The 21,197-nt window shown below is 60.1% G+C and carries 18 protein-coding genes; 10 read left to right on the top strand and 8 right to left on the bottom strand.

Going from position 1 to position 21,197, the window contains the following annotated elements; genetic code table 11:
* Positions 1–72: 72 nt before the first annotated feature.
* The 5 genes from aceK to E4P01_RS11820 all read left to right on the top strand — a co-directional run bounded on the left by aceK (position 73) and on the right by E4P01_RS11820 (position 8,145).
* Positions 73–1,782, top strand: coding sequence for a bifunctional isocitrate dehydrogenase kinase/phosphatase (gene aceK / locus E4P01_RS11840; protein ID WP_078822025.1), 1,710 nt, complete (start codon positions 73–75; stop codon positions 1,780–1,782).
* A gap of 112 nt (positions 1,783–1,894) precedes the next feature.
* Positions 1,895–5,806 (top strand): ATP-dependent RNA helicase HrpA, encoded by a 3,912-nt coding sequence (gene hrpA, locus E4P01_RS11835; RefSeq protein ID WP_216091933.1) that lies wholly within the window; start codon positions 1,895–1,897, stop codon positions 5,804–5,806.
* Between the two features lie 252 nt (positions 5,807–6,058).
* Complete coding sequence (locus E4P01_RS11830) at positions 6,059–7,180, top strand: beta-ketoacyl-ACP synthase III (RefSeq protein ID WP_005790250.1); 1,122 nt, start codon at positions 6,059–6,061, stop codon at positions 7,178–7,180.
* A 123-nt stretch (positions 7,181–7,303) separates the two neighbouring features.
* Positions 7,304–7,918, top strand: coding sequence for an RNA polymerase sigma factor (locus E4P01_RS11825; RefSeq protein ID WP_005790248.1), 615 nt, complete (start codon positions 7,304–7,306; stop codon positions 7,916–7,918).
* Positions 7,912–8,145, top strand: coding sequence for a zf-HC2 domain-containing protein (locus E4P01_RS11820; protein ID WP_032879977.1), 234 nt, complete (start codon positions 7,912–7,914; stop codon positions 8,143–8,145). The genes E4P01_RS11825 and E4P01_RS11820 overlap by 7 nt, the downstream gene beginning before the upstream one ends.
* Positions 8,146–8,180: 35 nt before the next feature.
* On the opposite strand, the gene E4P01_RS11815 is transcribed toward E4P01_RS11820, so the two are convergent.
* Positions 8,181–9,503, bottom strand: a complete 1,323-nt coding sequence (locus tag E4P01_RS11815; RefSeq protein ID WP_005790244.1) for a putative porin — start codon at positions 9,501–9,503, stop codon at positions 8,181–8,183.
* A 284-nt stretch (positions 9,504–9,787) separates the two neighbouring features.
* Between E4P01_RS11815 and E4P01_RS11810 the strand changes: the two genes are divergently transcribed.
* Entirely contained in the window at positions 9,788–10,921 is a 1,134-nt protein-coding gene (locus E4P01_RS11810) for a GNAT family N-acetyltransferase (protein WP_216091932.1), read from the top strand.
* 118 nt (positions 10,922–11,039) lie between these two features.
* Here E4P01_RS11810 and aqpZ read toward each other — a convergent pair whose 3' ends face one another.
* The 5 genes from aqpZ to E4P01_RS11785 form a co-directional block, all read right to left on the bottom strand.
* Positions 11,040–11,741 carry an aquaporin Z gene (gene aqpZ, locus E4P01_RS11805; protein ID WP_005790241.1) on the bottom strand — a complete coding sequence of 234 codons (702 nt, stop codon included), beginning with the start codon at positions 11,739–11,741 and terminating at the stop codon, positions 11,040–11,042.
* Positions 11,742–11,915: 174 nt separating this feature from the next.
* Positions 11,916–13,748, bottom strand: a complete 1,833-nt coding sequence (locus E4P01_RS11800; RefSeq protein WP_032879980.1) for an ABC transporter ATP-binding protein — start codon at positions 13,746–13,748, stop codon at positions 11,916–11,918.
* Between the two features lie 82 nt (positions 13,749–13,830).
* Complete coding sequence (locus tag E4P01_RS11795) at positions 13,831–14,394, bottom strand: peptidylprolyl isomerase (protein WP_032879982.1); 564 nt, start codon at positions 14,392–14,394, stop codon at positions 13,831–13,833.
* 3 nt (positions 14,395–14,397) lie between these two features.
* Positions 14,398–15,201: an alpha/beta hydrolase gene (locus E4P01_RS11790; protein WP_103733651.1), complete on the bottom strand. Its 804-nt coding sequence runs from the start codon at positions 15,199–15,201 to the stop codon at positions 14,398–14,400.
* Positions 15,202–15,215: 14 nt separating this feature from the next.
* Positions 15,216–16,139, bottom strand: a complete 924-nt coding sequence (locus E4P01_RS11785) for a LysR family transcriptional regulator (RefSeq protein WP_005790234.1) — start codon at positions 16,137–16,139, stop codon at positions 15,216–15,218.
* A 49-nt stretch (positions 16,140–16,188) separates the two neighbouring features.
* On the opposite strand from E4P01_RS11785, the gene E4P01_RS11780 reads away from it, so the two are divergent.
* From E4P01_RS11780 to E4P01_RS11770, 3 genes are all read left to right on the top strand, one after another.
* Complete coding sequence (locus tag E4P01_RS11780) at positions 16,189–16,503, top strand: hypothetical protein (protein WP_032803666.1); 315 nt, start codon at positions 16,189–16,191, stop codon at positions 16,501–16,503.
* 151 nt (positions 16,504–16,654) lie between these two features.
* Positions 16,655–17,254: an FMN-dependent NADH-azoreductase gene (locus tag E4P01_RS11775; RefSeq protein WP_103733652.1), complete on the top strand. Its 600-nt coding sequence runs from the start codon at positions 16,655–16,657 to the stop codon at positions 17,252–17,254.
* 203 nt (positions 17,255–17,457) lie between these two features.
* Complete coding sequence (locus E4P01_RS11770; protein WP_005790229.1) at positions 17,458–18,330, top strand: carboxylate/amino acid/amine transporter; 873 nt, start codon at positions 17,458–17,460, stop codon at positions 18,328–18,330.
* Here E4P01_RS11770 and E4P01_RS11765 read toward each other — a convergent pair.
* Both E4P01_RS11765 and E4P01_RS11760 read right to left on the bottom strand, forming a co-directional pair.
* The gene (locus E4P01_RS11765) at positions 18,284–19,315 is read right to left on the bottom strand and encodes an NADP-dependent oxidoreductase (RefSeq protein WP_216091931.1); all 1,032 of its coding nucleotides are present in this window, start codon (positions 19,313–19,315) and stop codon (positions 18,284–18,286) included. The genes E4P01_RS11770 and E4P01_RS11765 overlap by 47 nt on opposite strands.
* A gap of 63 nt (positions 19,316–19,378) precedes the next feature.
* Positions 19,379–20,167 (bottom strand): SDR family oxidoreductase, encoded by a 789-nt coding sequence (locus E4P01_RS11760; RefSeq protein WP_103733654.1) that lies wholly within the window; start codon positions 20,165–20,167, stop codon positions 19,379–19,381.
* A gap of 127 nt (positions 20,168–20,294) precedes the next feature.
* On the opposite strand from E4P01_RS11760, the gene E4P01_RS11755 reads away from it, so the two are divergent.
* Entirely contained in the window at positions 20,295–20,861 is a 567-nt protein-coding gene (locus E4P01_RS11755) for a TetR/AcrR family transcriptional regulator (RefSeq protein ID WP_078822015.1), read from the top strand.
* The last annotated feature ends 336 nt before the right edge of the window (positions 20,862–21,197 follow it).

The raw sequence follows: 21,197 nt of genomic DNA, 5'->3' as shown, positions 1-21,197 counted from the left end.
AAATCCTCCTTCTCCTGCCAGCGTTCACTGGCTAAGCTCTGAGCTTCCCGCTACCCGTTCGAGGTTTCCCGCATGTCGCAGCCCGCCCTTGCTATCGCCCGGATGATCCTCGACGGTTTCGACGATTACCGTGAGCACTTTCGCCAGATCACCGATGGGGCCCGCGAGCGTTTCGAGAAGGCCCAGTGGCAGCAAGGGCAGGCGGCGTCTGCGGCACGCATCAACCTGTATGAAGAGAAAGTTGCCGAGGTCACTGCCCGCCTGCGCGCCGGTTTCGAAGCGAGTGCGTTGCAGGACATCGAGCTGTGGCCCTTGGTGAAAAGCGCGTATATCGGCCTGATCGACCTGCGCTTTGACGATGAGTTGTCCGAGACCTGGTACAACTCGATCTTCTGCGGCCTGTTCAGCCATGACCTGATCAGCGACGGCTGCATGTTCATCCACACCACCCGGCCGAGCCTGCGCCGGGCGCGGGCGGCGCAAACCCGGGTCTACACGCCGGCCGGTAAAATATCAGACATGCTGGCGCAGATTTTCTCTGACTACAGCTTCAGCGAGCCTTACGCCGACCTTCCTGCCGACCTGCGTCGCCTCGAAGCCCAACTGCGGGAAAACCTGCCGGATTGGGTATGCAAGGACCCGGACCTCAAGGTCGAGCTGTTTTCCTCCGTGCTCTACCGCAACAAAGGCGCCTATCTCGTAGGGCGCATTTATACCCGCGACGAACAGTGGCCGTTGGTCATCCCGTTGCTGCACCGCGAAGGGCGCGGCATCCAGATCGATGCGTTGATCACCGACGAAGCCGACGTGTCGATCATCTTCTCGTTCACCCGTTCCTATTTCATGGTCGACGTGCCGGTGCCTGCCGAATTCATCGGTTTTCTCAAGCGCATCCTGCCGGGCAAGCACATTGCCGAGCTGTACACCTCCATTGGTTTCTACAAGCACGGCAAGTCCGAATTCTACCGCGCACTCATCAACCACCTGGCCACCACCGACGATCAGTTCATCATGGCCCCCGGCGTGCGCGGCATGGTCATGAGCGTGTTCACGCTGCCGGGCTTCAACACCGTGTTCAAGATCATCAAGGACCGCTTTTCGCCGTCGAAAAACGTCAACCGTGCCACGGTGATCGAAAAGTATCGCTTGGTTAAAAGCGTCGACCGGGTAGGGCGTATGGCTGATACCCAGGAGTTCGCCGACTTCCGCTTCCCCTTGAGCAAGTTCGAGCCCGAGTGCCTGGCCGAGTTGCTGGAAGTCGCGGCCGGCACGGTCGAAGTGGAAGGCGACAGCGTGCTGATCCGCCACTGCTGGACCGAGCGGCGCATGACCCCGCTCAACCTCTACCTCGACAACGCCAACCCCGCCCAGGTGCGCGAAGCCCTGGAAGACTACGGCCTGGCAATCAAGCAACTGGCGGCGGCGAATATCTTCCCCGGCGACATGCTGCTGAAAAACTTCGGCGTCACCCGTCATGGCCGCGTGGTGTTCTACGACTACGATGAAATCTGCTTTCTGACCGAAGCCAACTTCCGCCATATTCCCGCACCGCGCACCCCCGAGGACGAAATGGCCTCAGAGCCCTGGTACTCCATCGGCCCGCTGGACGTATTCCCCGAAGAGTTCCCGCCGTTCCTGTTTGCCGACGCCGGCCAGCGCAAGTTGTTCGACGAGCTGCATGGCGAGCTGTACAACGCCGATTACTGGAAGGGCCTGCAGGACGCGATTCGCGCCGGCAAGGTTATCGACGTATTCCCCTATCGCCGAAAAGACCCGCTATAACGCTTTCTCTTGTGGGAGGGGGCTTGCTCCCACATGTTTGACCTGCCAGATAAGTCGATTTTCTGCCACACTTGCCGGCCGCGCATAACATAGATGACCGTCGAAGTAGCTGATGACTGACCAAGCACCCACCATCGACCAACTGCTCAAAACCCTCGATCACGCCATGCTCGCCGACCGCCACCGCTTGCGCCGGCAGTTGCTTGAGCTGCGCAAGAAACCCGATGAGGACAAGCTGGCGCAGTGGGTGGCGCGGATGCAGGCATCCTGTGCCCAGGTCACGGCGCGGCGCGCCAGCCTGCCGGTAATTCGCTACGACGACAGCCTGCCGATTGCCGCCAAGCGCGATGAGATCAAGGACGCGCTGCTCAAACACCAGGTGTTGATCATTGCCGGCGAGACCGGCTCGGGCAAGACCACCCAGTTGCCGAAAATCTGCCTGGAAATCGGCCGCGGCCAGTACGGCCTGATCGGCCACACCCAGCCGCGCCGGATCGCAGCGCGCAGCGTCGCCAGCCGTGTCGCTGAAGAGCTGGCCACGCCATTGGGCGCCTTGGTCGGCTATCAGGTGCGCTTCGAAGACCAGAGTGATTCCAACACCCTGATCAAACTGATGACCGACGGCATCCTGCTGGCCGAAACCCAGAACGACCGTTATCTGGAACGCTACGACACGATCATCGTCGACGAGGCCCATGAACGCAGCCTGAACATCGACTTCCTGCTCGGCTACCTCAAGACCCTGCTGCCGCGTCGCCCTGACCTGAAAGTCATCATCACCTCGGCGACCATCGACCTGGAGCGCTTTTCCAAGCACTTCGACGATGCGCCGATTGTCGAGGTCTCGGGCCGTACTTTCCCGGTGGACACCTGGTATCGCCCACTGACCCTGGAACAGGACGAAGAGGGCAACCGCGTCGAGGATGACTTGACCGTCGACCAGGCGATCCTCGCCACCCTCGATGAAATCGCCGCCTATGAGCGCAGCGAGCGACGCAGCCCCGGCGATGTGCTGGTGTTTCTGCCCGGAGAGCGCGAGATTCGTGATGCCGCCGACATGCTGCGCAAGGCCCAGCTCAAGCACACCGAGATTTTGCCGTTGTACGCACGGCTGTCACCGGCCGAGCAACAGCGCATTTTCCAATCCCACCCAGGCCGGCGCGTGGTACTGGCGACCAACGTTGCGGAAACCTCGCTGACGGTGCCGGGCATTCGCTATGTGATCGACAGCGGCACGGCGCGCATCAGCCGCTACAGCTACCGCGCCAAGGTGCAGCGCCTGCCGATCGAGGCGATCTCCCAGGCCAGCGCCAACCAGCGTAAAGGCCGTTGCGGCCGGGTTGAGCCGGGCATTTGCGTGCGCCTGTACAGCGAAGAAGATTTTATCGGGCGCCCGGAATTCACCGACCCGGAAATCCTGCGTACCAACCTCGCCGCCGTGATCCTGCAGATGCTGCACCTGCGCCTGGGCGAAATCACCGATTTCCCGTTTATCGAACCGCCAGATGGCAAGGCGATCAGCGACGGTTTCAACCTGCTGCAGGAACTCTCGGCGGTGGACCGTAACAGCCAACTCACGCCGTTGGGCCGCCAGCTTGCACGCTTGCCGGTGGACCCGCGCATGGGCCGCATGTTGCTCGAAGCGGCCAAGCTGGGCAGCTTGCAGGAAGTGCTGATCGTCGCGAGCGCCATGTCTATCCAGGACCCGCGCGAGCGCCCACCGGAGCGTCAACAGGCCGCCGACCAGGCCCACGCTCAGTGGAAAGATCCGGATTCGGACTTCGCCGGGCTGGTCAACCTGTGGCGTGGCTTTGAAGAGCAGCGCCAGGAACTGACCGCCAGCCCGCTGCGCAACTGGTGTCGCAAGAACTTCCTCAACTACCTGCGCCTGCGCGAGTGGCGCGACTCCCATCGCCAGTTGAGCCTGATCTGCCGCGACATGCAGCTGAACATCAATAAAGAGCCTGCGGACTTCCCCAAACTGCACAAGGCGGTGCTGTCCGGCCTGCTCAGCCAGATCGGCCAGAAGACCGAAGACGGCGATTACCTCGGTGCGCGGCAGCGGCGTTTCTGGATCCACCCCTCGTCCGGTATCGGCAAGAAGCGCCCGCAATGGCTGATGACCGCCGAACTGGTGGAAACCACCAAGCTCTATGCGCGCATGGTGGCGAAGATCGATGCCGACTGGATCGAGCCGCTGGCCGGGCACCTGATCAAGAAAAACCACTTCGAACCCCATTGGGAGAAGAAGCGCGGCCAGGTGGTGGCGTTTGAGCAGATCACCCTCTTCGGGCTGATTGTGGTCGGGCGTCGGCCGGTGCATTACGGGCCGATTGACCCGGTGGTGTCTCGCGAGTTGTTTATTCGTGAGGGCCTGGTGCGCGGCGAGATTCAATCCCGTGCCAAGTGCCTGGCGGCCAACCAGCTATTGCTGGAGCAGCTCGACGAACTGGAGGCAAAGGCACGCCGCCGCGACATCCTCGCCGACGAAGAAACCCTCTACGCGTTCTACGATGCGCGCCTGCCAGCGGAGATTCACCAGACCGCCACGTTCGACAGCTGGTACAAGGTCAACAGCCAGAAAGACCCGCAACTGCTGATCATGCGCGAAGAAGATGTGCTGGCCCGCGAGGCCAGTGAGGTTACCGCTGCGCATTATCCGGACACCTTGCACCTGGGTGACCTGGCGTTGGCCTTGAGCTACCACTTCGAACCCAACCACCCTCGCGATGGCGTCACCCTGCGTGTACCTGCGCCGTTGCTGCCGGCGTTGCCGGCCGAGCGCCTGGAGTGGCTGGTGCCGGGCGTGATCGAAGCCAAATGCATCGCGTTGGTACGCAACCTGCCCAAGGCATTGCGCAAGAACTTCGTGCCGGTGCCGGACTTCGTCAAGGCGGCGCTGCAACGTATCGAATTCGGCCAGGGCTCGCTGCCCCAGGCGCTGGGGCGCGAGTTACTGCGCATGACCGGTGCGCGGGTCAGCGATGAGGCCTGGGCCGAAGCGGCGCAGCAGGTAGAAAGCCACCTGAAGATGAACCTGGAAGTGGTCGACGGCCAAGGCAAGTTCCTTGGCGAAGGCCGCGACCTGGCCGAACTGACCGCACGTTTTGCAGAGGCCAGCCAGGCCGCGTTGGCCGTACCGCAAACCGCGAAAAGCCAACAGCCGGTAGAAGCCAAGGTGTTCGCGGCGGTGGCTGAAAAGACCCAGCAAAACATCGCCGGCCTGTCGATGACGGTGTACCCGGCGCTGGTGGAAGAGAACGGCACGGTCAAGGAAGGGCGTTTCTCCACCGCCGCCGAAGCCGAGTTCCAGCATCGCCGCGCGTTGCAGCGCCTGCTGATGCAACAACTGGCGGAACCGGCGAAATTCCTGCGCGGCAAATTGCCGGGCCTGACCGAGCTGGGCTTGATGTACCGCGAACTGGGGCGTATCGACGCGTTGGTGGAAGACATTCTGCTGGCCAGCCTCGACACCTGTGTACTTGAGGGCGAAGACAGCCTGCCGCGTGATGGCGCGGGCCTGGCTGCCCTGGCCGAGCGCAAGCGTGGCGGTTGGACCGAACACGCCGAGCGCCTGGCACGCCTGACCCTGGAGGTGCTGAAACTCTGGCACGGCCTGCAAAAGCGCTTCAAAGGCAAGATCGACCTGGCCCAGGCGGTGGCCTTGAATGATATCAAGCAGCAACTGAGCAACCTGGTGTACCCAGGTTTTGTGCGCGAAACCCCGGCGCAATGGTTCAAGGAGCTGCCGCGCTATCTCAAGGCTATTGAACTGCGCCTGGAAAAACTGCCGAGCCAGGTGCAAAAGGACCGCGTGTGGAGCAGCGAATTGGGCGGCCTGTGGGCTCAATACCAGAACCGCTTGAACAAACACGCCCAGGAAGGCAAGCGTGACCCACAGTTGGAGCTGTACCGCTGGTGGCTGGAAGAATACCGGGTGTCGTTGTTTGCCCAGCAGTTGGGCACCAAGGTACCGATTTCCGATAAACGCTTGAGCAAGCAGTGGAGCCAGGTAGAGCCCTGAACCTTTCCCGGTTTCCCGATCCGGGCAGGGCCAAATGTGGGAGGGAGCAAGTCGAATCGTCGCACCGCCCCTCCCACATTCAAGGTGTTTGTCTGGCCTATAGCGCCAAATCTCCAGGGTTGTGGCAAACTTCGCGGTTACAAGATTGAATAAAGCGTCGCCAGTTTGATGCCTGCTGGACGGAATCAAACGACTTTAAGTTTGGTACGACGGTACCAATATCTTCTGCCTGACAGATTTAGAGGAACGACCGTGCATAACGTCGTCATCAGCGGCACTGGCCTGTACACCCCGGCCAACAGCATCTCCAACGAAGAGCTGGTGCAGTCTTTCAATGCCTATGTGCAACAGTTCAACGCAGACAACGCCGCCGCCATCGAGCGTGGCGAGGTGCAGGCGCTGACGGAGTCGAGCGCGGCATTCATCGAAAAGGCATCCGGCATCAAGAGCCGTTTTGTGATGGACAAGGACGGCATCCTCGATCCGCAGCGCATGGCGCCACGCCTGCCCGAGCGTAGCAACGACGAATGGTCGGTGCTCTGCCAGATGGCGGTCGGTGCCGCCGAACAAGCCCTGCAACGCGCCGGCAAGACCGCCGCCGACATTGATGGCGTGATCGTTGCCTGTTCCAACCTGCAACGTGCCTACCCGGCGATTGCCATTGAAGTCCAGGAAGCCTTGGGTATCCAGGGCTTCGGTTTTGACATGAACGTGGCGTGTTCTTCGGCCACCTTCGGCATCCAGAACGCGGCCAACAGCATCCAGTTGGGCCAGGCCCGGGCGATCCTGATGGTCAACCCGGAAGTCTGCACCGGCCACCTGAACTTCCGCGATCGCGACAGCCACTTCATCTTCGGTGACGCCGCCACTGCGGTGATCCTGGAACGCGCTGACCTGGCGACGTCCGAGCACCAGTTCGATGTGGTGAGTACAAAGCTGCTGACCAAGTTCTCCAACAACATCCGCAACAATTTCGGCTTCCTCAATCGCACGGCGGAAGAAGGTGTCGGTGCCCCCGACAAGCTGTTCGTGCAGGAAGGCCGCAAGGTGTTTCGCGATGTCTGCCCGATGGTGGCCGAATTGATCGGCGCGCACCTGGCGGAAAATCAGTTGAGTGTGACCGATGTGAAGCGCTTCTGGCTGCACCAGGCCAACCTGAGCATGAACCACCTGATCGTGAAAAAGCTGCTGGGGCGCGACGCGTCGGTGGAAGAAGCGCCAGTGATCCTCGATACTTACGCCAATACCAGCTCGGCCGGCTCGGTGATTGCGTTTCACACTTACCAGGATGACTTGCCCAAGGGCTCGGTTGCCGTACTCAGCTCCTTTGGCGCCGGGTATTCGATTGGCAGTGTGATCCTGCGCAAACGCTGATTGTGTGGGGGCTGGCTTGCGTGCGATGGCATCACTGTGGTGTGACTGATACACCGAGGTATCTGCATCGCAGGCAAGCCAGCTCCCACAGGACCGGGTGTGCACTTTTAAATAGAGGTTTGAATGGCAGCAGCGGACGACGCGCACCTGCTTGAACGCCTGCTCAAGGGTGAGCAGCGGGCCTACAAGGAATTGGTCACCACTTACCAGAGCGCAATGCGGGCGGTGGCCTACGCCATCGTCGGTCAGCGCCACGCCGACGAAATCGTGCAAGACGCCTGGGTTTCGGTCGTACGCAACCTGGCCAGATTCGAAGGGCGATCGAGCCTCAAGACATGGTTATTGACCATTACCGCCAACGCCGCCAAGGGACGTTACAAGCAGAATCGTCGGGAAGTGCTGCTCGACGATTTGCCTTCGCCCCACGGCACCATTGGTGATGATCGCTTCAGCCCGGATGATGGCCATTGGGCCGTCGCCCCGTATGCCTGGCACCAGGACACCCCTGAAGCGCTGCTGACCGAAGATGAACTGCGCAAATGCCTGGAGCATACGATTCTGAGTTTGTCCGAACTGCAAAGCAGCGTGCTGGTGTTGCGTGAACGCCAGGGTCTGGAACTGGAGGAAATCTGTAATCTTCTGAGCCTTTCGCTCTCCAACGTTCGTGTGCTCCTGCATCGAGCACGGCTTAAAGTCTTTGCTACGGTGGAGCATTTTGAGGAGACGGGCGAATGTTGACCTGTAAAGAGCAAGTAGCGCGCTCCAGTGACTATCTGGATGGTCAATTGACCTTCCGTGAACGTCTGATGGTGCGTCATCACTTGATGTTCTGCCCGAACTGCCGACGATTTATCCGGCAGATGCGCCTGTTGCAGGCGACGCTCAAGCGTATGCCGCAGGAGCCGGTGGACGGTGCTGATGCGCTGGCTGAACAGATGGCAGCCGAGCGCCGTAAGGATATGTAGGAGCGAGCTCACCAAGCTCGCTCCTACAGTAACGGTTAGAACTTGGCTTCAGCATCCAGCTGCAGGGTGTTGGTGTTGGCATCCCGCTGGGTACGGCTGGCGTAGTCCGCCTTGGTCAGGAAGTAGGTGGCGCCCAGGGCGAAGTTCTTGTCGATGTCGTAGCTGACCTTCATCTTGTGGCCGCGCGAACCGGTGGTACCGTTGGCGAAGTCCGAATCGGTGAACGCGCCTACGACGGCATTACGCTGAACATCGCGGTAGTTGTAGTCCAGGTTGAAACCGAACACCTTGGACTTGGCACCCAGCAACCACGCGGTGTCCTGGTCGGTCACGGCATCGTTGTTTTTCACGTATTGGCCGTAGAACGACAGTGGCACTGCCAGGCCGCCGATGTCTGCCTGGGCAAAACCTTCGTACAGGCGGAACTCGTTGTTGGCCGAGTTGCCGTTGACCGCCAACGCGCAAGGTGTGGTAGTGGTTGTGCAGCGGCTGTCCTCGTCATTTTTGTAGGCGTAGACGCTGCCGCCCAGGGTCATTTTCAGGTTGTCGGTGACCGAGAAACGCGTACCCAACTGGCCGGACGTCAGGCGCAGGTCGTGGCGGAACTGCACGCCGTCGCCGTCGACGTTGTCCTTGAGGTTGTAGTTACCCAGGCTGCCGAACAGTTCGGCGCTGCTGCCCAGTGGGTATTTGTAGGTGACGGCCAGGCCTTCAGGGTTGATATCGCTATCCCAGATCACGTCGCCCATGTTTACCCAAGGCTGAAGCATCTTGCCGCCGATCACGTGCAGGTTCTTGATCTGGTCCGGGTGGTAGTCGATGTAACCGAGGTCCAGCCAGATCGATTTTTTATCGAAGTAGCCGTCCTGATCCTGGTTGGTAGAACGCGCATCGTCACCACCGCCGGTGGCGATACGGATACCGGTGTCCACCTGCGGGTTGATTTCGGTGTAGGCACCCAGGCGGGCGCGGATACGTTGACGGTCTTTGTCACGCCCACCGTTGTTGGGTTCGCCATCAATCTTGATGGTTTCCTGGCGGAAGCGTACATCACCCTTGAATTGAGTCTTGGCGGCCCAGGCCAGCTTTTGGTCGAAGCTGCTCAGCTCGTTGGTTTTTTTCGCAGTGGCTGCGATCTGCTCGTTGGTCTCTTGCTGAGCTTGGCGTGCGATCTGCTGTTCTTTCTGGTCCTTGGCCAGTTCCGCTTGCAGTTCTGTGTACTGCGACGCGGTGATCTGGCCGTTGGCCTTGAGCATGTCGAGCAATTTAGCGTCGACTGCAGCGCTGGCCGGTACGCTCAGGGCCAGCAACAGGCCGCCACACAGGAGCGCCGCAGTTTTAGTGGAAGCAAGACGCATATCAATCTCCGAAAGTGAGGAGGGATGGCAAACCATCCAGGACACAACCGACCCATGACGGACGGAAAAAATGTCGCCCGGTAGATCCGGACGCTCTAAAAACTGGCGTCAGTATCGCGGCCGTTTATGACGGAGTAGTGGCTAAGTGATTTCATGTAGATGACAGCTTGTAACGGGAAGGAACTAACGCTTGCGCGGTCTGTCGGCGCGTTTTGCAGATGTACGCCAGGCTGCGATAAGCGATACTGCCCAGGCTTTCATGCCGCGAAACAATGAGGATGTCGATGCCACTGCAACGCCTGGACAGCCTGTCCGCAATCGCTGCTCACACTTGGGATGCCCTGGTGCCGCAGGCCCAGCCTTTTGTGCGGCATGGGTTTTTGAGCGCGCTGGAAGACAGCGCCAGCCTGGGCCCGCAAACAGGCTGGCAGGCGGAACATCTGCTGCACTGGGAAGGCCCGCGTTTGGTGGCGGCATTACCCAGTTACCGCAAGTGGCACTCTTATGGCGAGTACGTGTTCGACCATGGCTGGGCCGACGCCTGCGAGCGTGCCGGCATTGATTACTACCCGAAGCTGCTGACAGCCGTGCCGTTCAGTCCGGTCAGCGGGCCGCGTTTATTGGCCGCCAGTGCCGAAGACGGCTTTGAGTTGCTCAAAAGTTTGCCGGGTTACCTGGAAATCGAAGGGCTCTCCAGCGCCCATATCAATTTCACCGACGCTTTGGCCGACGACGCCTTGGCCCGGCAGCCCGACTGGATGCAACGCCTGGGCTGCCAGTTTCATTGGCAGAACCGTGGCTATCGCGACTTCCAGGACTTCCTTGATGCCTTGAGTTCACGCAAGCGCAAGCAGATGCGCAAAGAGCGTGAACAAGTGGCCGGGCAGGGCATCGAGTTCGAGTGGCTGCAAGGTCATCAATTGAGCGAGGCCCAATGGGATTTTGTTTATGCCTGCTATGCCAACACCTATGCGGTGCGCCGCCAAGCGCCCTATCTGACGCGGGCGTTTTTCAGCCTGTTGGCCGAACGTATGCCCGAGGCGATCCGCGTGGTGCTGGCCAAGCAAGGCCCGCGTCCGGTGGCCATGGCGTTCAGCTTGATCGGTGGCGACAGCTTCTACGGCCGCTACTGGGGCTGCCTGGGGGAGTTCGACCGGCTGCATTTCGAAACCTGTTTCTACCAGGGCATGGACTACGCCATCGCCCACGGCCTGCAACGCTTCGATGCGGGGGCCCAGGGCGAGCACAAATTGATTCGCGGGTTTGAGCCGGTGATCACGCGGTCCTGGCACTACCTGCGCCATCCGGGGCTCAAGAGTGCCGTGCACGACTTTCTTGAACGTGAACGGGTGGGGATTCTGGCGTATGCCGAAGAGGCGAGGGCGGCTTTGCCTTATCGGCAACCTGACAGCAAGTGAAACACCTTGTAGGAACGAGCTTGCTCGCGAAGAACGCTTAGGCGAAGCGGGCTGCATCTGGAAGCCTGCGTCATCGTTGACGTTTTTCGCGAGCAAGCTCGCTCCTAGAGGGGTTTGGTCAGGCAGGCTTTTCTGCGCCCAACCATCGGTACGTAATGCCACCGATCACCGCGCCCAGGATCGGCGCAAGCCAGAACAGCCACAACTGTTCGAGCGCCCAGCCGCCGACAATCAACGCGGGCCCCGTGCTGCGGGCCGGGTTGACCGAGGTGTTGGTGACCGGGATCGAGATCAGGTGGATCAGCGTCAGCCCCAGGCCAATGGCGATGGGGGCAAAGCCCGCGGGGGCACGGCGGTCGGTAGCGCCCAGGATGATCAGCACGAACATCGCCGTCATCACCAGCTCACAGACCAATCCTGCTGCCATCGAGTAACCACCGGGTGAGTGTTCTCCATAGCCGTTGGAGGCCAGGCCACTCGCCAGTTCAAAGCCGGGTTTGCCGCTGGCAATAAAGTACAGCAGCGCAGCGGCGATGGTGGCACCGATCACCTGAGACACGATGTAGGCCGGCAACTCTCTGGCCGGAAATCTTCCGCCCACTACCAGCCCCACCGAAACGGCCGGGTTGAGGTGACAGCCGCTGATGTGCCCGATGGCAAACGCCATGGTCAGCACTGTGAGCCCGAAGGCCAGGGCCACGCCGAGCAGGCCGATTCCGACATTGGGGAACGCTGCGGCCAGCACCGCACTCCCGCAACCGCCCAACACCAGCCAAAACGTACCCAGCCCTTCCGTTACGGAACGTTTGAACAGTGACATGAACACTTCCTTAGATTGCTCTATCTGATTAACGGTTTGTGAAGCTTCCCTGCCGCCTAAATCAGGGCCCTCCTGGGGCCTGATTGCAGTACAGCAGGATTGTGTCGCAAGACCAGTTCGATAGAGAAAACTGTCAGAATTGTTCGGAATTGCCCGGGCACCTATCCAATGAAATCAGTCTATTCCGACGAATCCACCGGTCTGGTGCTGCCATAACCGCGAATAAAGCCCGCCCTGCGCCAGCAACTCGGCATGGCTGCCGCTTTCGGCAATCTGGCCTTTCTCCAGCACTACCAAGCGGTCCATTCGTGCGATGGTCGACAACCGGTGGGCGATCGCAATCACGGTCTTGCCCTGCATCAGAGTTTCCAGGCTCTCCTGGATTGCCGCTTCCACTTCCGAGTCCAATGCCGAGGTGGCTTCGTCCATGATCAGGATCGGTGCGTCCTTGAGCAGCACGCGGGCGATGGCGATACGTTGACGTTGACCGCCAGAGAGTTTCACCCCGCGCTCACCAACATGGGCGTCCAGCCCGGTGCGGCCCTCGGAATCCGACAACAGCGGGATGAACTCATCGGCGCGAGCCTTGTGCACCGCAGCCCAGAGTTCTTCCTCAGTTGCGTCGGGCTTGCCATACAGCAGGTTGTCACGGATCGAACGGTGCAGAAGCGATGTGTCCTGGGTGATCATGCCGATCTGTGCACGCAGGCTTTCCTGGGCCACTTCGGCGATGTTCTGGCCGTCGATCAGGATGCGGCCGCCTTGCAGGTCGTAGAGGCGCAGCAGCAGGTTGACCAGGGTCGACTTGCCCGCGCCGGACGGGCCGATCAAACCGATCTTTTCCCCGGCCTTGATGTTGAGGTTGAGGCCGCCAATGATCCCGCTCTTCTTGCCGTAGTGGAAATCCACCTGCTCAAAGTGCACTTGGGCATTGGGGACTTTCAGGCGCGGGGCGTTTTCACGGTCGGTCACGGCCAGTGGCTGGGCGATGGTTTTCAGGCCGTCCTGCACGATGCCGATATTTTCGAAGATGCCATTGACCACCCACATGATCCAACCGGACATGTTGACGATGCGGATAACCAAGCCAGTGGCCAAGGCAATCGCACCGACGGAAATCAGCGACTGCGTCCACAACCACAGGGCCAGGCCGGTGGTGGTCACAATCAGCAGGCCGTTCAAGATACAGATCACGGTGTCCATGCTGGTGAGCACACGGGCGGCCAGTTGGGTTTTTTCGGTCTGCTCGATGATCGCTTGCTTGGCGTATTCCTGTTCATTCTGCGTATGGGCGAACAGTTTCAAGGTGGTGATATTGGTATAGCCGTCGACAATTCGGCCCATCAATTTGGAGCGCGCCTCCGAGGAAATCACCGAGCGCTCCTTCACGCGCGGTACGAAGTAACGCAGGGCCAGGCTGTAGCAGATGATCCAGGTGATCAGCGGGATCATCAGCCGCCAGTCGGCCTCGGCAAACAGCACCAGGGCACTGATGGCATAGATCGACACGTGCCAGATGGCTTCTGCCGTCGCCACTGCCGAATCACGCAAGGAGTTGCCGGTTTGCATGATCCGCTGGGCGATGCGCCCGGCGAAATCGTTCTGGAAAAAGTTCAGGCTCTGCTTGAGCACGTAGCTGTGGTTCTGCCAGCGAATCAGGCTGGTCATGCCTGGGTTGATGGTCTGGTGCACCAGCAAGTCATGCAGGCCGTTGAAAACCGGGCGCAGCAGCAGGGCGACCACGGCCATCCAGATCAGCTCGGCGCTGTGGATCTGGAAGAAATTCGCCGGTGGTGTGCCCTGGGCCAGGTCGATGATGCGGCTCAGATAGCTGAACAGCGCCACTTCGATAAGCGCACCGACCAGCCCCACCACCAACAGTGCGGCGAAGCAGGGCCAGACCTGGCGCAGGTAATAGAGATAGAAGGGCAGGACTTTTTCGGGAGGGGCCGCGCTGGGAGCGTCGCGGAAAATATCGATCAGTTGTTCAAAGCGACGATAGAGCATTGGGTTTGACGCCCGCCGGGCGGGCTCTCCTTTCAAATGCGCGCGGTGCCGTGTGGGCACCACGCGAAGCTACCTGCAGACCTCAGTCGATGCGCTTGGCCGACTTGATCAACACAGGATCGATTGGCACGTTCTGCATGCCTTGTTTGGTGGTGGTCTGGGAGTTGACGATGATGTCGACCACATCCATGCCCTTGACCACTTTGGCGAACACGGCGTAACCGGCATCGCGGCCCGGGTCGAGGAAGGCATTGTCGGCTACGTTGATGAAGAACTGGCTGGTGGCCGAGTTCGGGTCATTGGTGCGGGCCATCGACAGCGTGCCGCGCACGTTATGCAGGCCATTGCTGGCTTCGTTCTTGATCGGTGCTTCAGTCGGTTTTTGCGACATCTGCTGGGTGAACCCGCCGCCCTGGACCATGAAGCCCGGGATCACGCGGTGGAAAATCGTGTTGGTGTAGAAACCCTTGTCGACATAGGCGAGGAAGTTCTTGGTGCTGATCGGCGCCTTGACCGGGTCCAGTTCGATTTCAATGTCGCCATTGGTGGTGGAGATCAATACGTGGGGCGCCTTGGCCGGTTCGGCCGCCATCAGGTTGGCAGCGAACAGAACAGAACCGGCAAAGAAGGCGATTTTTTTCAGCATGGGTCAGTGATCCTGGGTAGTGGTTTCGACTGTCTTTAGAAAATCGAGCAAGGTTGCGTTAAAGACTTCGGGTTGATCCAAGGGCGTGGCATGGCGGGAATCTTCGATCACCACCAGTCGCGCATCGGGCAGCAGTTTTACATAGATTTCTTTCTGCGCCACGGGGGTGTAGTCGTGGTCGGCGCTGATGACCAGGGTTGGACAGGTAATTCGCGAAAGTTGTTCCTGCACGCCCCAGCCCACAATCGCGTCGAAGCTGGCGAGATAAGCACGTTTGTCGTTGCTTGCCCAGCGTTCGGCCATCTTGCGGCGCAGGTCTGCCTGGGCAGGTTTGGGAAACAGTCGTTCGCCCAGGGCGTTGCCGATGGTGCGCAGGTTGAGTACGCGGGCCAGGGTCCAGCGTTTGGCCCACTGCCAATAGTCACCTGCGCTGCGCACCTTGACTTCGGGCGCGCTGTTGACGATGCACAGGCTTCTGACTCGCGCGGGGTCGTCCACCGCCAGTTGGAAGGCGATCATGCCGCCCATGGATAAACCCACAACGTGGGCTGGCGGCAGGTCCAGGTGCTCGATCAGGGCGAGCAGGTCGAACGTGAAGCCCTGGATGCTGTAGCGCTCGCGGGGCTTATCGGAGCGGCCATGCCCACGCACGTCGACCACGATCAGGCGATAGTGCCGAGCCAGTACCGGCACTTGCAGCTCCCAATCCTGGCTACTGGAGCCCAGGCCGTGGATCAGGATCAGCGGCGTGCCGTGGCCGTATTCCTCGTAGTGCAGGCTGCAGCCTTCGTGGTCGAACCAGGCCATGGATGAACTCCGTTTCAGGCTTGTCGGGGAGCGGCGAAAGGCGCGTCCAGGGGAGCAGTGTCAAACGTGCGTAGCAGCTCCACGAGAATCTGCGTCGCCGGCCCCAGGGGTTTGTCTTTGTTGGAGTAGAGATAGAACGTCGGGTGACGGCTGCCGCCTTGTTCCAGGGGCAGTTGCTTGAGTACGCCTTCGGCCAGTTCGCGCTCGATCATGTGCCGTGGCAGCCAGGCAAAGCCCAGGCCGCTGCCCACGAAGGCGGCGGCGGTAGCCAGGCTGCCGACGGTCCAGCGCTGTTCGGCGCCCAGCCAACCCACGTCGCGCGGTTGCTGGCGGCCGGAGTCGCGGATGACCACCTGCATCTGGCTTTCCAGGTCCTGGAAACTCAGCTCGCGATTCATGCGGTGCAACGCATGTTCGGGGTGGGCCACGGCGATAAATTCCACATCGCTCATTTCGGTGCCCAGGTAACCGGGGATACTGAAACCGCAAATTGCCAGGTCGGCTACGCCTTCGATCAGCAGTTCTTCGACGCCGGACAACACCTCTTCACGCAAGCGCACGCGGCAGCCGCGACTTTGCGGCATAAACGCAGTCAGGGCGCGCACCAGGCGCGCATTGGGATAGGCCGCATCCACTACCAGGCGCACTTCGGCCTCCCATCCCTGTTCCATATGATGGGCAAGGTCCTCAAGTTGACTGGCGTTCTTCACCAACTGCCGGGAGCGACGCAGCAGCACTTCACCGGCCTCGGTCAGCACCGCCTTGCGCCCGTCGATGCGCAGCAGCGGCACGCCGAGTTGATCCTGCATACGAGCCACGGTGTAGCTCACCGAGGATTGCGAACGGTGCAGCGCTTCAGCCGCCTGGGCGAAGCCGCCATGGTCAACCACGGCCTGCAACGTGCGCCATTGATCGAGGGTAACGCGGGGCGCTTTCAAGATGAGCTCCTCTTGTCCTAAGCTGGCGGTCCTTATTGGAGACTGCCGAATGAGAAAATTGTGTTGTGTGTTGCTGGCGCTGCTGCCGATGAGCGTATTTGCCTACCCTATCGACGTGACGAAAAAGATCGATGGCGTCAGCATTGATTACACCGCCTCCGACGTGGACGCAGACATCAGCTCGATTCAGCTGAACAACTACGGCACCCAGGATGCTGTGTGTTCGGTAATCTTCACCAACGGCCCAGAATCGCCGCGCCGTCGCACCGTGAGCGTGCCAGCAGGCAAAAGCACCAACACCACGGTCAAGTTCAACCGCGCCATCATCAAGATGCGCATTGCCTTGAACTGCAGCCCCAAATAAAGCGATAGCGGAGCCTGTCCACAGGAGTACTCCGCTTATAAACAAATTTATAGATGGGTTATAGCAGTTTTTTGCGCTTTTTTATCGAATGAGCCCTGGTTAATCTTTTCTCCATCGACTTACAACATTCACCGATGGAGCCTACATAGCCATGTCCAACGTTCTGATCATCGAAAGCAGTGCGCGCCAGCAGGATTCTATCTCTCGCCAGCTCACCCAACAGTTCATCAGCCAATGGCGGGCTGCCCACCCAGCCGATCAGATCACCGTGCGCGACGTGGCACTCAACCCGGTTCCACACCTGGACGCCAACCTGCTTGGCGGCTGGATGAAACCTGAAGATCAGCGTAACGACAGCGAACAGGTATCCCTGGAGCGTTCCAACGCATTGACCGACGAATTGCTCGCCGCCGATGTGTTGGTAATGGCTGCACCGATGTACAACTTCGCCATCCCCAGCACCCTCAAAGCCTGGCTGGATCACGTACTGCGCGCCGGCGTAACGTTCAAGTACACCGCCACCGGGCCGCAAGGCTTGCTGACCGGCAAACGTGCCATTGTGCTGACCGCCCGTGGCGGCATTCACACCGGGGCCACCTCGGACCACCAGGAACCCTACCTGCGCCAGGTGATGGCCTTTATCGGCATTCACGACGTGACCTTCATTCACGCCGAAGGGGTGAACCTGAGCAGCGACTTTCAGGAAAAAGGCATCAACCATGCCAAAGCCCTGCTCGCACAGGTGGCGTGATCCGTTAATCGCCAGATAATCGCGGGTTGTTTATATAACGCCACGCCAACCCTTCAAGTACGCGTATCGAACCTCCCTTTGCACTTGTTGCTCCTGAGTGCTCCTGCCCGACTGCCGCTTTAGCGAGGTCGGGTTTTTTTTGCCTTGAGTTTCTTCAACGCTGGAAAAGCTTTAATGTCGCGCCCATTCGAAACGAGGCGCGCATGGGCTATTTACTGGTTGTCACCCTGATTCAGGCATTTTCCTTCAGCTTGATCGGCGAATACCTCGCCGGTCACGTCGACAGCTACTTCGCAGTGCTGGTGCGTGTGGTGCTGGCCGGGCTGATCTTTATCCCGCTGACGCGCTGGCGCTCGGTGGAGCCCGCGTTCATGCGCGGCATGTTGGTGATCGGTGCATTGCAGTTCGGCGTGACCTACGTATGCCTGTACCTGAGCTTTCGCGTGCTGACGGTGCCGGAAGTGCTGCTGTTCACCATCCTCACACCGCTGCATGTGACCCTGATCGAGGACGCGCTTAATCGCCGCTTCAATCCCTGGGCACTGGTCGCGGCCCTGGTGGCGGTGGGCGGTGCGGCGGTGATTCGTTTCGATCAGATCACCCCGCACTTCCTGATGGGATTCTTGCTGCTGCAATTGGCCAACTTCACCTACGCCGCCGGGCAAGTCATGTACAAGCATCTGGTGGCGCGTTATCCCAGTGACCAACCGCACTTCCGGCGTTTCGGTTATTTCTACCTGGGCGCCTTGCTGGTGGTGTTGCCGGCGTTCCTGCTGTTCGGCAAGGCTGACTTCTTGCCGCAAGCGCCGCTGCAATGGGGCGTGCTGGTGTTCCTTGGTTTGGTCAGCACCGCGCTGGGTATGTACTGGTGGAACAAGGGCGCCTGTCTGGTCAATGGTGGCACCCTGGCGGTGATGAACAACCTGCATGTACCGGTGGGGCTGCTGTTGAACCTGCTGATCTGGAATCAGCATGAGCCGCTGGGCCGTCTGGCCCTGGGCGGCCTGGTGATTCTGGGCGCGGTGTGGATCAGTCGGCTCGGCGCACGCCAGGCGCGGGCGGCGCTGTCATCGTGATCACCACTTTGCCTTTGGCGCGGCCTTGTTCGACATAGCTCAGGGCTTGGGCTGTGGACTCGAAAGGGAAGGTGCGGTCGATCACCGGCTTGATGATGCCGGCTTCCACCAGCGCGGTCAGTTCATCCAACTGGGTGCCGCTGGCGCGCATGAAGAGGAAGTCATAACGCACGCCTTGTTTGCGCGCTTTGCGGCGAATACCGCTGCTCAACATGCCCATGACCAGGCCCAATAGCCACGACAGCTGCTGCTCGCGAGCAAACGCCTGCGTCGGTGGCCCGGAGATGGAGATGAGTTGACCGCCCGGTTTGAGAATGTCGAGTGACTTTGCCAGTGCGTCCGGGCCGAGACTGTTCAAGACGACGTCATAATCATTAAGCAGGGTTTCGAAGTTTTGCTGCTTGTAGTCGATCACTAGATCGGCGCCCAGTGCCTTGACCCACTCGACATTGGCGGTGCTGGTCGTCGTTGCGACAAACGCGCCCAAATGCCTGGCAAGCTGGATGGCGATACTGCCGACTCCGCCGGAACCGGCATGAATGAACACCTTCTGGCCTTTTTTCAGCCTCGCGGTTTCAACCAGTACTTGCCATGCCGTCAATGCGACCAGAGGCAGGGCGGCGGCTTGCTCCATCGTGATGTTTGCAGGTTTGCGTGCCAGTGCGTCCTCGCGTACCGCAATCAGCTCGGCGAAGGTGCCGATACGCTGCTGTGGAGGGCGGCCATACACTTCGTCACCCGGCTTGAAGCGTCGCACCGCGGCCCCGACGCTGAGCACCACGCCCGCCAGGTCATTGCCCAGTATCAACGGCAATGCATACGGCAGAATCAGTTTGAATTCGCCCTTGGCGATTTTTGCATCCAGCACGTTGACGCTGCTGGCATGTACTTGAACCAGCACGTCATGCTCACCCACCACTGGTGTTGGCGCTTCGGTGAGGCGACCGGTCTGTTTGCCGTAACGTTCGATTGAAAATGCCTTCATGGTTCAACGCTCATCGCTTCGAGAGGAAGGGCAGGCGCATAGAGCGCGCCTGCAACAGGTTGATCAGGCTTGGGTCAGGTACCGCTCGGCAACCTCGGACTGCTTGATCTGCGACAGCAAGCCTTGTCGGGCTGCCTGCAAGGCATCCCAGCGTGCGCCGTCCTGCAAGGGCGGGATGGTCACGGGCTCACGACGGTCGAAACCGACCAGCGCCGCATCCACCAGGTCACCTACTTCCATCACGTCCGTGAGGGTGTTGATGTCAATGCCTGCCCGGTCCCAGATCTCGGTACGCGTAGCGGCCGGTAGCACGGCTTGTACATAGACACCTTTGGCGCCCAACTCCAGGCTCATGCCCTGGGACAGGAACAGTACGAATGCTTTGGTCGCGCCATATACGGTCATGCCGAACTCCGGCGCCAGGCCCACCACCGAGCCAATGTTGATGATAGCGCCATTGCCGGCTGCCGCCAGGCGTGGGGCAATGGCGCTGGCAAGCCGTACCAGCGCGGTGGTGTTGAGCGCGACCAATTGAGCGACGCTGTCGGTGGACTGTTCGATGAAGCTGCCGGACTGTGCGGCACCGGCATTGTTGACCAGCGTACCGATGCTGGAATCTTCGCGCAGGCGTGCTTCGACCGCTGCCAGGTCAGCGATCTGGGTCAGGTCAGCGGGGAGGATATCAACCGTGATGGCGTGCTCTTCACGCAGACGTGCAGCGAGCGCTTCCAGGCGCTTGGTATCGCGGGCGACCAGAACCAGGTCGTGACCACGCTGGGCAAAACGTTCGGCGTAGGCGGCACCAATGCCGGTCGAGGCGCCAGTGATGAGAACGGTCTTGGAAGTGCTCATGGTGTGATGCTCAGTGAGTGCAGGGAGGTTTTATGATGTCGATCATAATCAAAGCTGTCAATGGTTTTGATTATGATCGACATCATAGTAAGATCCCTCTATCGCAGGGCAGCAGGAGCGCATAGAAATGAAGATCACCAAGACGCAATCACAGAACAATCGAGCGCATATCGTCGCGACGGCTTCCGCGCTGTTTCGTGAACGTGGTTTCGATGGGGTGGGTGTGGCCGAATTGATGGCTGCCGCTGGTTTTACCCAGGGCGGCTTCTACAAGCACTTCGGCTCCAAGGCGGATTTGATGGCAGAAGCGGCCGCCAATGGCCTGGCGCAGTCGCTCGCCAGCAGCGTGGAGATGGAGGCGGGGGAGTTTTTCGAGGTTTACCTGTCCAGGCAGCACCGCGATCATCGCGGCGGCGGGTGCACGTTGGCGGCGTTGTGTGCAGACGCTGCGCGTCAATCGGACACGCTTAAGGAGACTTTCGCCAACGGGCTGGAAAACACGCTGCAAGCCCTGGAGGCAAAGTACAACACGACGCAGGACGAGCCACAGCAAGACGTGCGCGCGAAAATGCTCAACAGGATGGCCCATGCCATTGGCGCAATCATGTTATCGCGGGCGTGCCCGGATGATTCCGCTTTGGCTGATGAAGTGCTTGAGGTTTGCCGCCAGGAGATTACGGCATCACTGCCGTAATCCCGTTCGGATCACTTCACGCCGTTTCGATGGCGGGTAGTTGCGCGGCCCCGGCCAACGCCGGCAATACGCCGGCGCGCAAGTCATTGCCACTCGGCTGCTGATACAGGGGGGGAGAAAGAGCTGGATCCAGACCCTTTGGATCGGGCGGAGCTTTAGATTTTAAGCGCTCCAATCCTGAGGCAAGCGATGAGGGCGTTGAATCCTACGCTGAGGCTCACTGGTTTGGTCACGCTTGGCGATTACCCATGTGAACTTCGACTCCGGGCGCGCTCTGCGGCCGTTAGGGATGCTCCGATCAACTTGCCGTATGCCGGCGGCCAGTCGCAATTTTCC

Source organism: Pseudomonas sp. NCIMB 10586 (genome assembly GCF_023127895.1).
GTDB lineage: Bacteria > Pseudomonadota > Gammaproteobacteria > Pseudomonadales > Pseudomonadaceae > Aquipseudomonas > Aquipseudomonas synxantha_A.
Note: the sequence above shows the minus strand (reverse complement) of the source record. Positions and strands in the feature narration are given on the sequence as shown.

Excerpts from the sequence above, each read along its gene's own strand:
- aceK (WP_078822025.1), top strand. The coding sequence starts at position 73 with ATGTCGCAGCCCGCCCTTGCTATCGCCCGGATGATCCTCGACGGTTTC.
- E4P01_RS11825 (WP_005790248.1), top strand. The coding sequence starts at position 7,304 with ATGGCAGCAGCGGACGACGCGCACCTGCTTGAACGCCTGCTCAAGGGT.
- E4P01_RS11755 (WP_078822015.1), top strand. The coding sequence starts at position 20,295 with ATGAAGATCACCAAGACGCAATCACAGAACAATCGAGCGCATATCGTC.
- E4P01_RS11770 (WP_005790229.1), top strand. The coding sequence starts at position 17,458 with ATGGGCTATTTACTGGTTGTCACCCTGATTCAGGCATTTTCCTTCAGC.
- E4P01_RS11815 (WP_005790244.1), bottom strand. The coding sequence starts at position 9,503 with ATGCGTCTTGCTTCCACTAAAACTGCGGCGCTCCTGTGTGGCGGCCTG.
- E4P01_RS11765 (WP_216091931.1), bottom strand. The coding sequence starts at position 19,315 with ATGAAGGCATTTTCAATCGAACGTTACGGCAAACAGACCGGTCGCCTC.
- E4P01_RS11810 (WP_216091932.1), top strand. The coding sequence starts at position 9,788 with ATGCCACTGCAACGCCTGGACAGCCTGTCCGCAATCGCTGCTCACACT.
- E4P01_RS11820 (WP_032879977.1), top strand. The coding sequence starts at position 7,912 with ATGTTGACCTGTAAAGAGCAAGTAGCGCGCTCCAGTGACTATCTGGAT.
- hrpA (WP_216091933.1), top strand. The coding sequence starts at position 1,895 with ATGACTGACCAAGCACCCACCATCGACCAACTGCTCAAAACCCTCGAT.
- E4P01_RS11790 (WP_103733651.1), bottom strand. The coding sequence starts at position 15,201 with ATGGCCTGGTTCGACCACGAAGGCTGCAGCCTGCACTACGAGGAATAC.
- aqpZ (WP_005790241.1), bottom strand. The coding sequence starts at position 11,741 with ATGTCACTGTTCAAACGTTCCGTAACGGAAGGGCTGGGTACGTTTTGG.
- E4P01_RS11760 (WP_103733654.1), bottom strand. The coding sequence starts at position 20,167 with ATGAGCACTTCCAAGACCGTTCTCATCACTGGCGCCTCGACCGGCATT.
- E4P01_RS11775 (WP_103733652.1), top strand. The coding sequence starts at position 16,655 with ATGTCCAACGTTCTGATCATCGAAAGCAGTGCGCGCCAGCAGGATTCT.
- E4P01_RS11800 (WP_032879980.1), bottom strand. The coding sequence starts at position 13,748 with ATGCTCTATCGTCGCTTTGAACAACTGATCGATATTTTCCGCGACGCT.
- E4P01_RS11795 (WP_032879982.1), bottom strand. The coding sequence starts at position 14,394 with ATGCTGAAAAAAATCGCCTTCTTTGCCGGTTCTGTTCTGTTCGCTGCC.
- E4P01_RS11780 (WP_032803666.1), top strand. The coding sequence starts at position 16,189 with ATGAGAAAATTGTGTTGTGTGTTGCTGGCGCTGCTGCCGATGAGCGTA.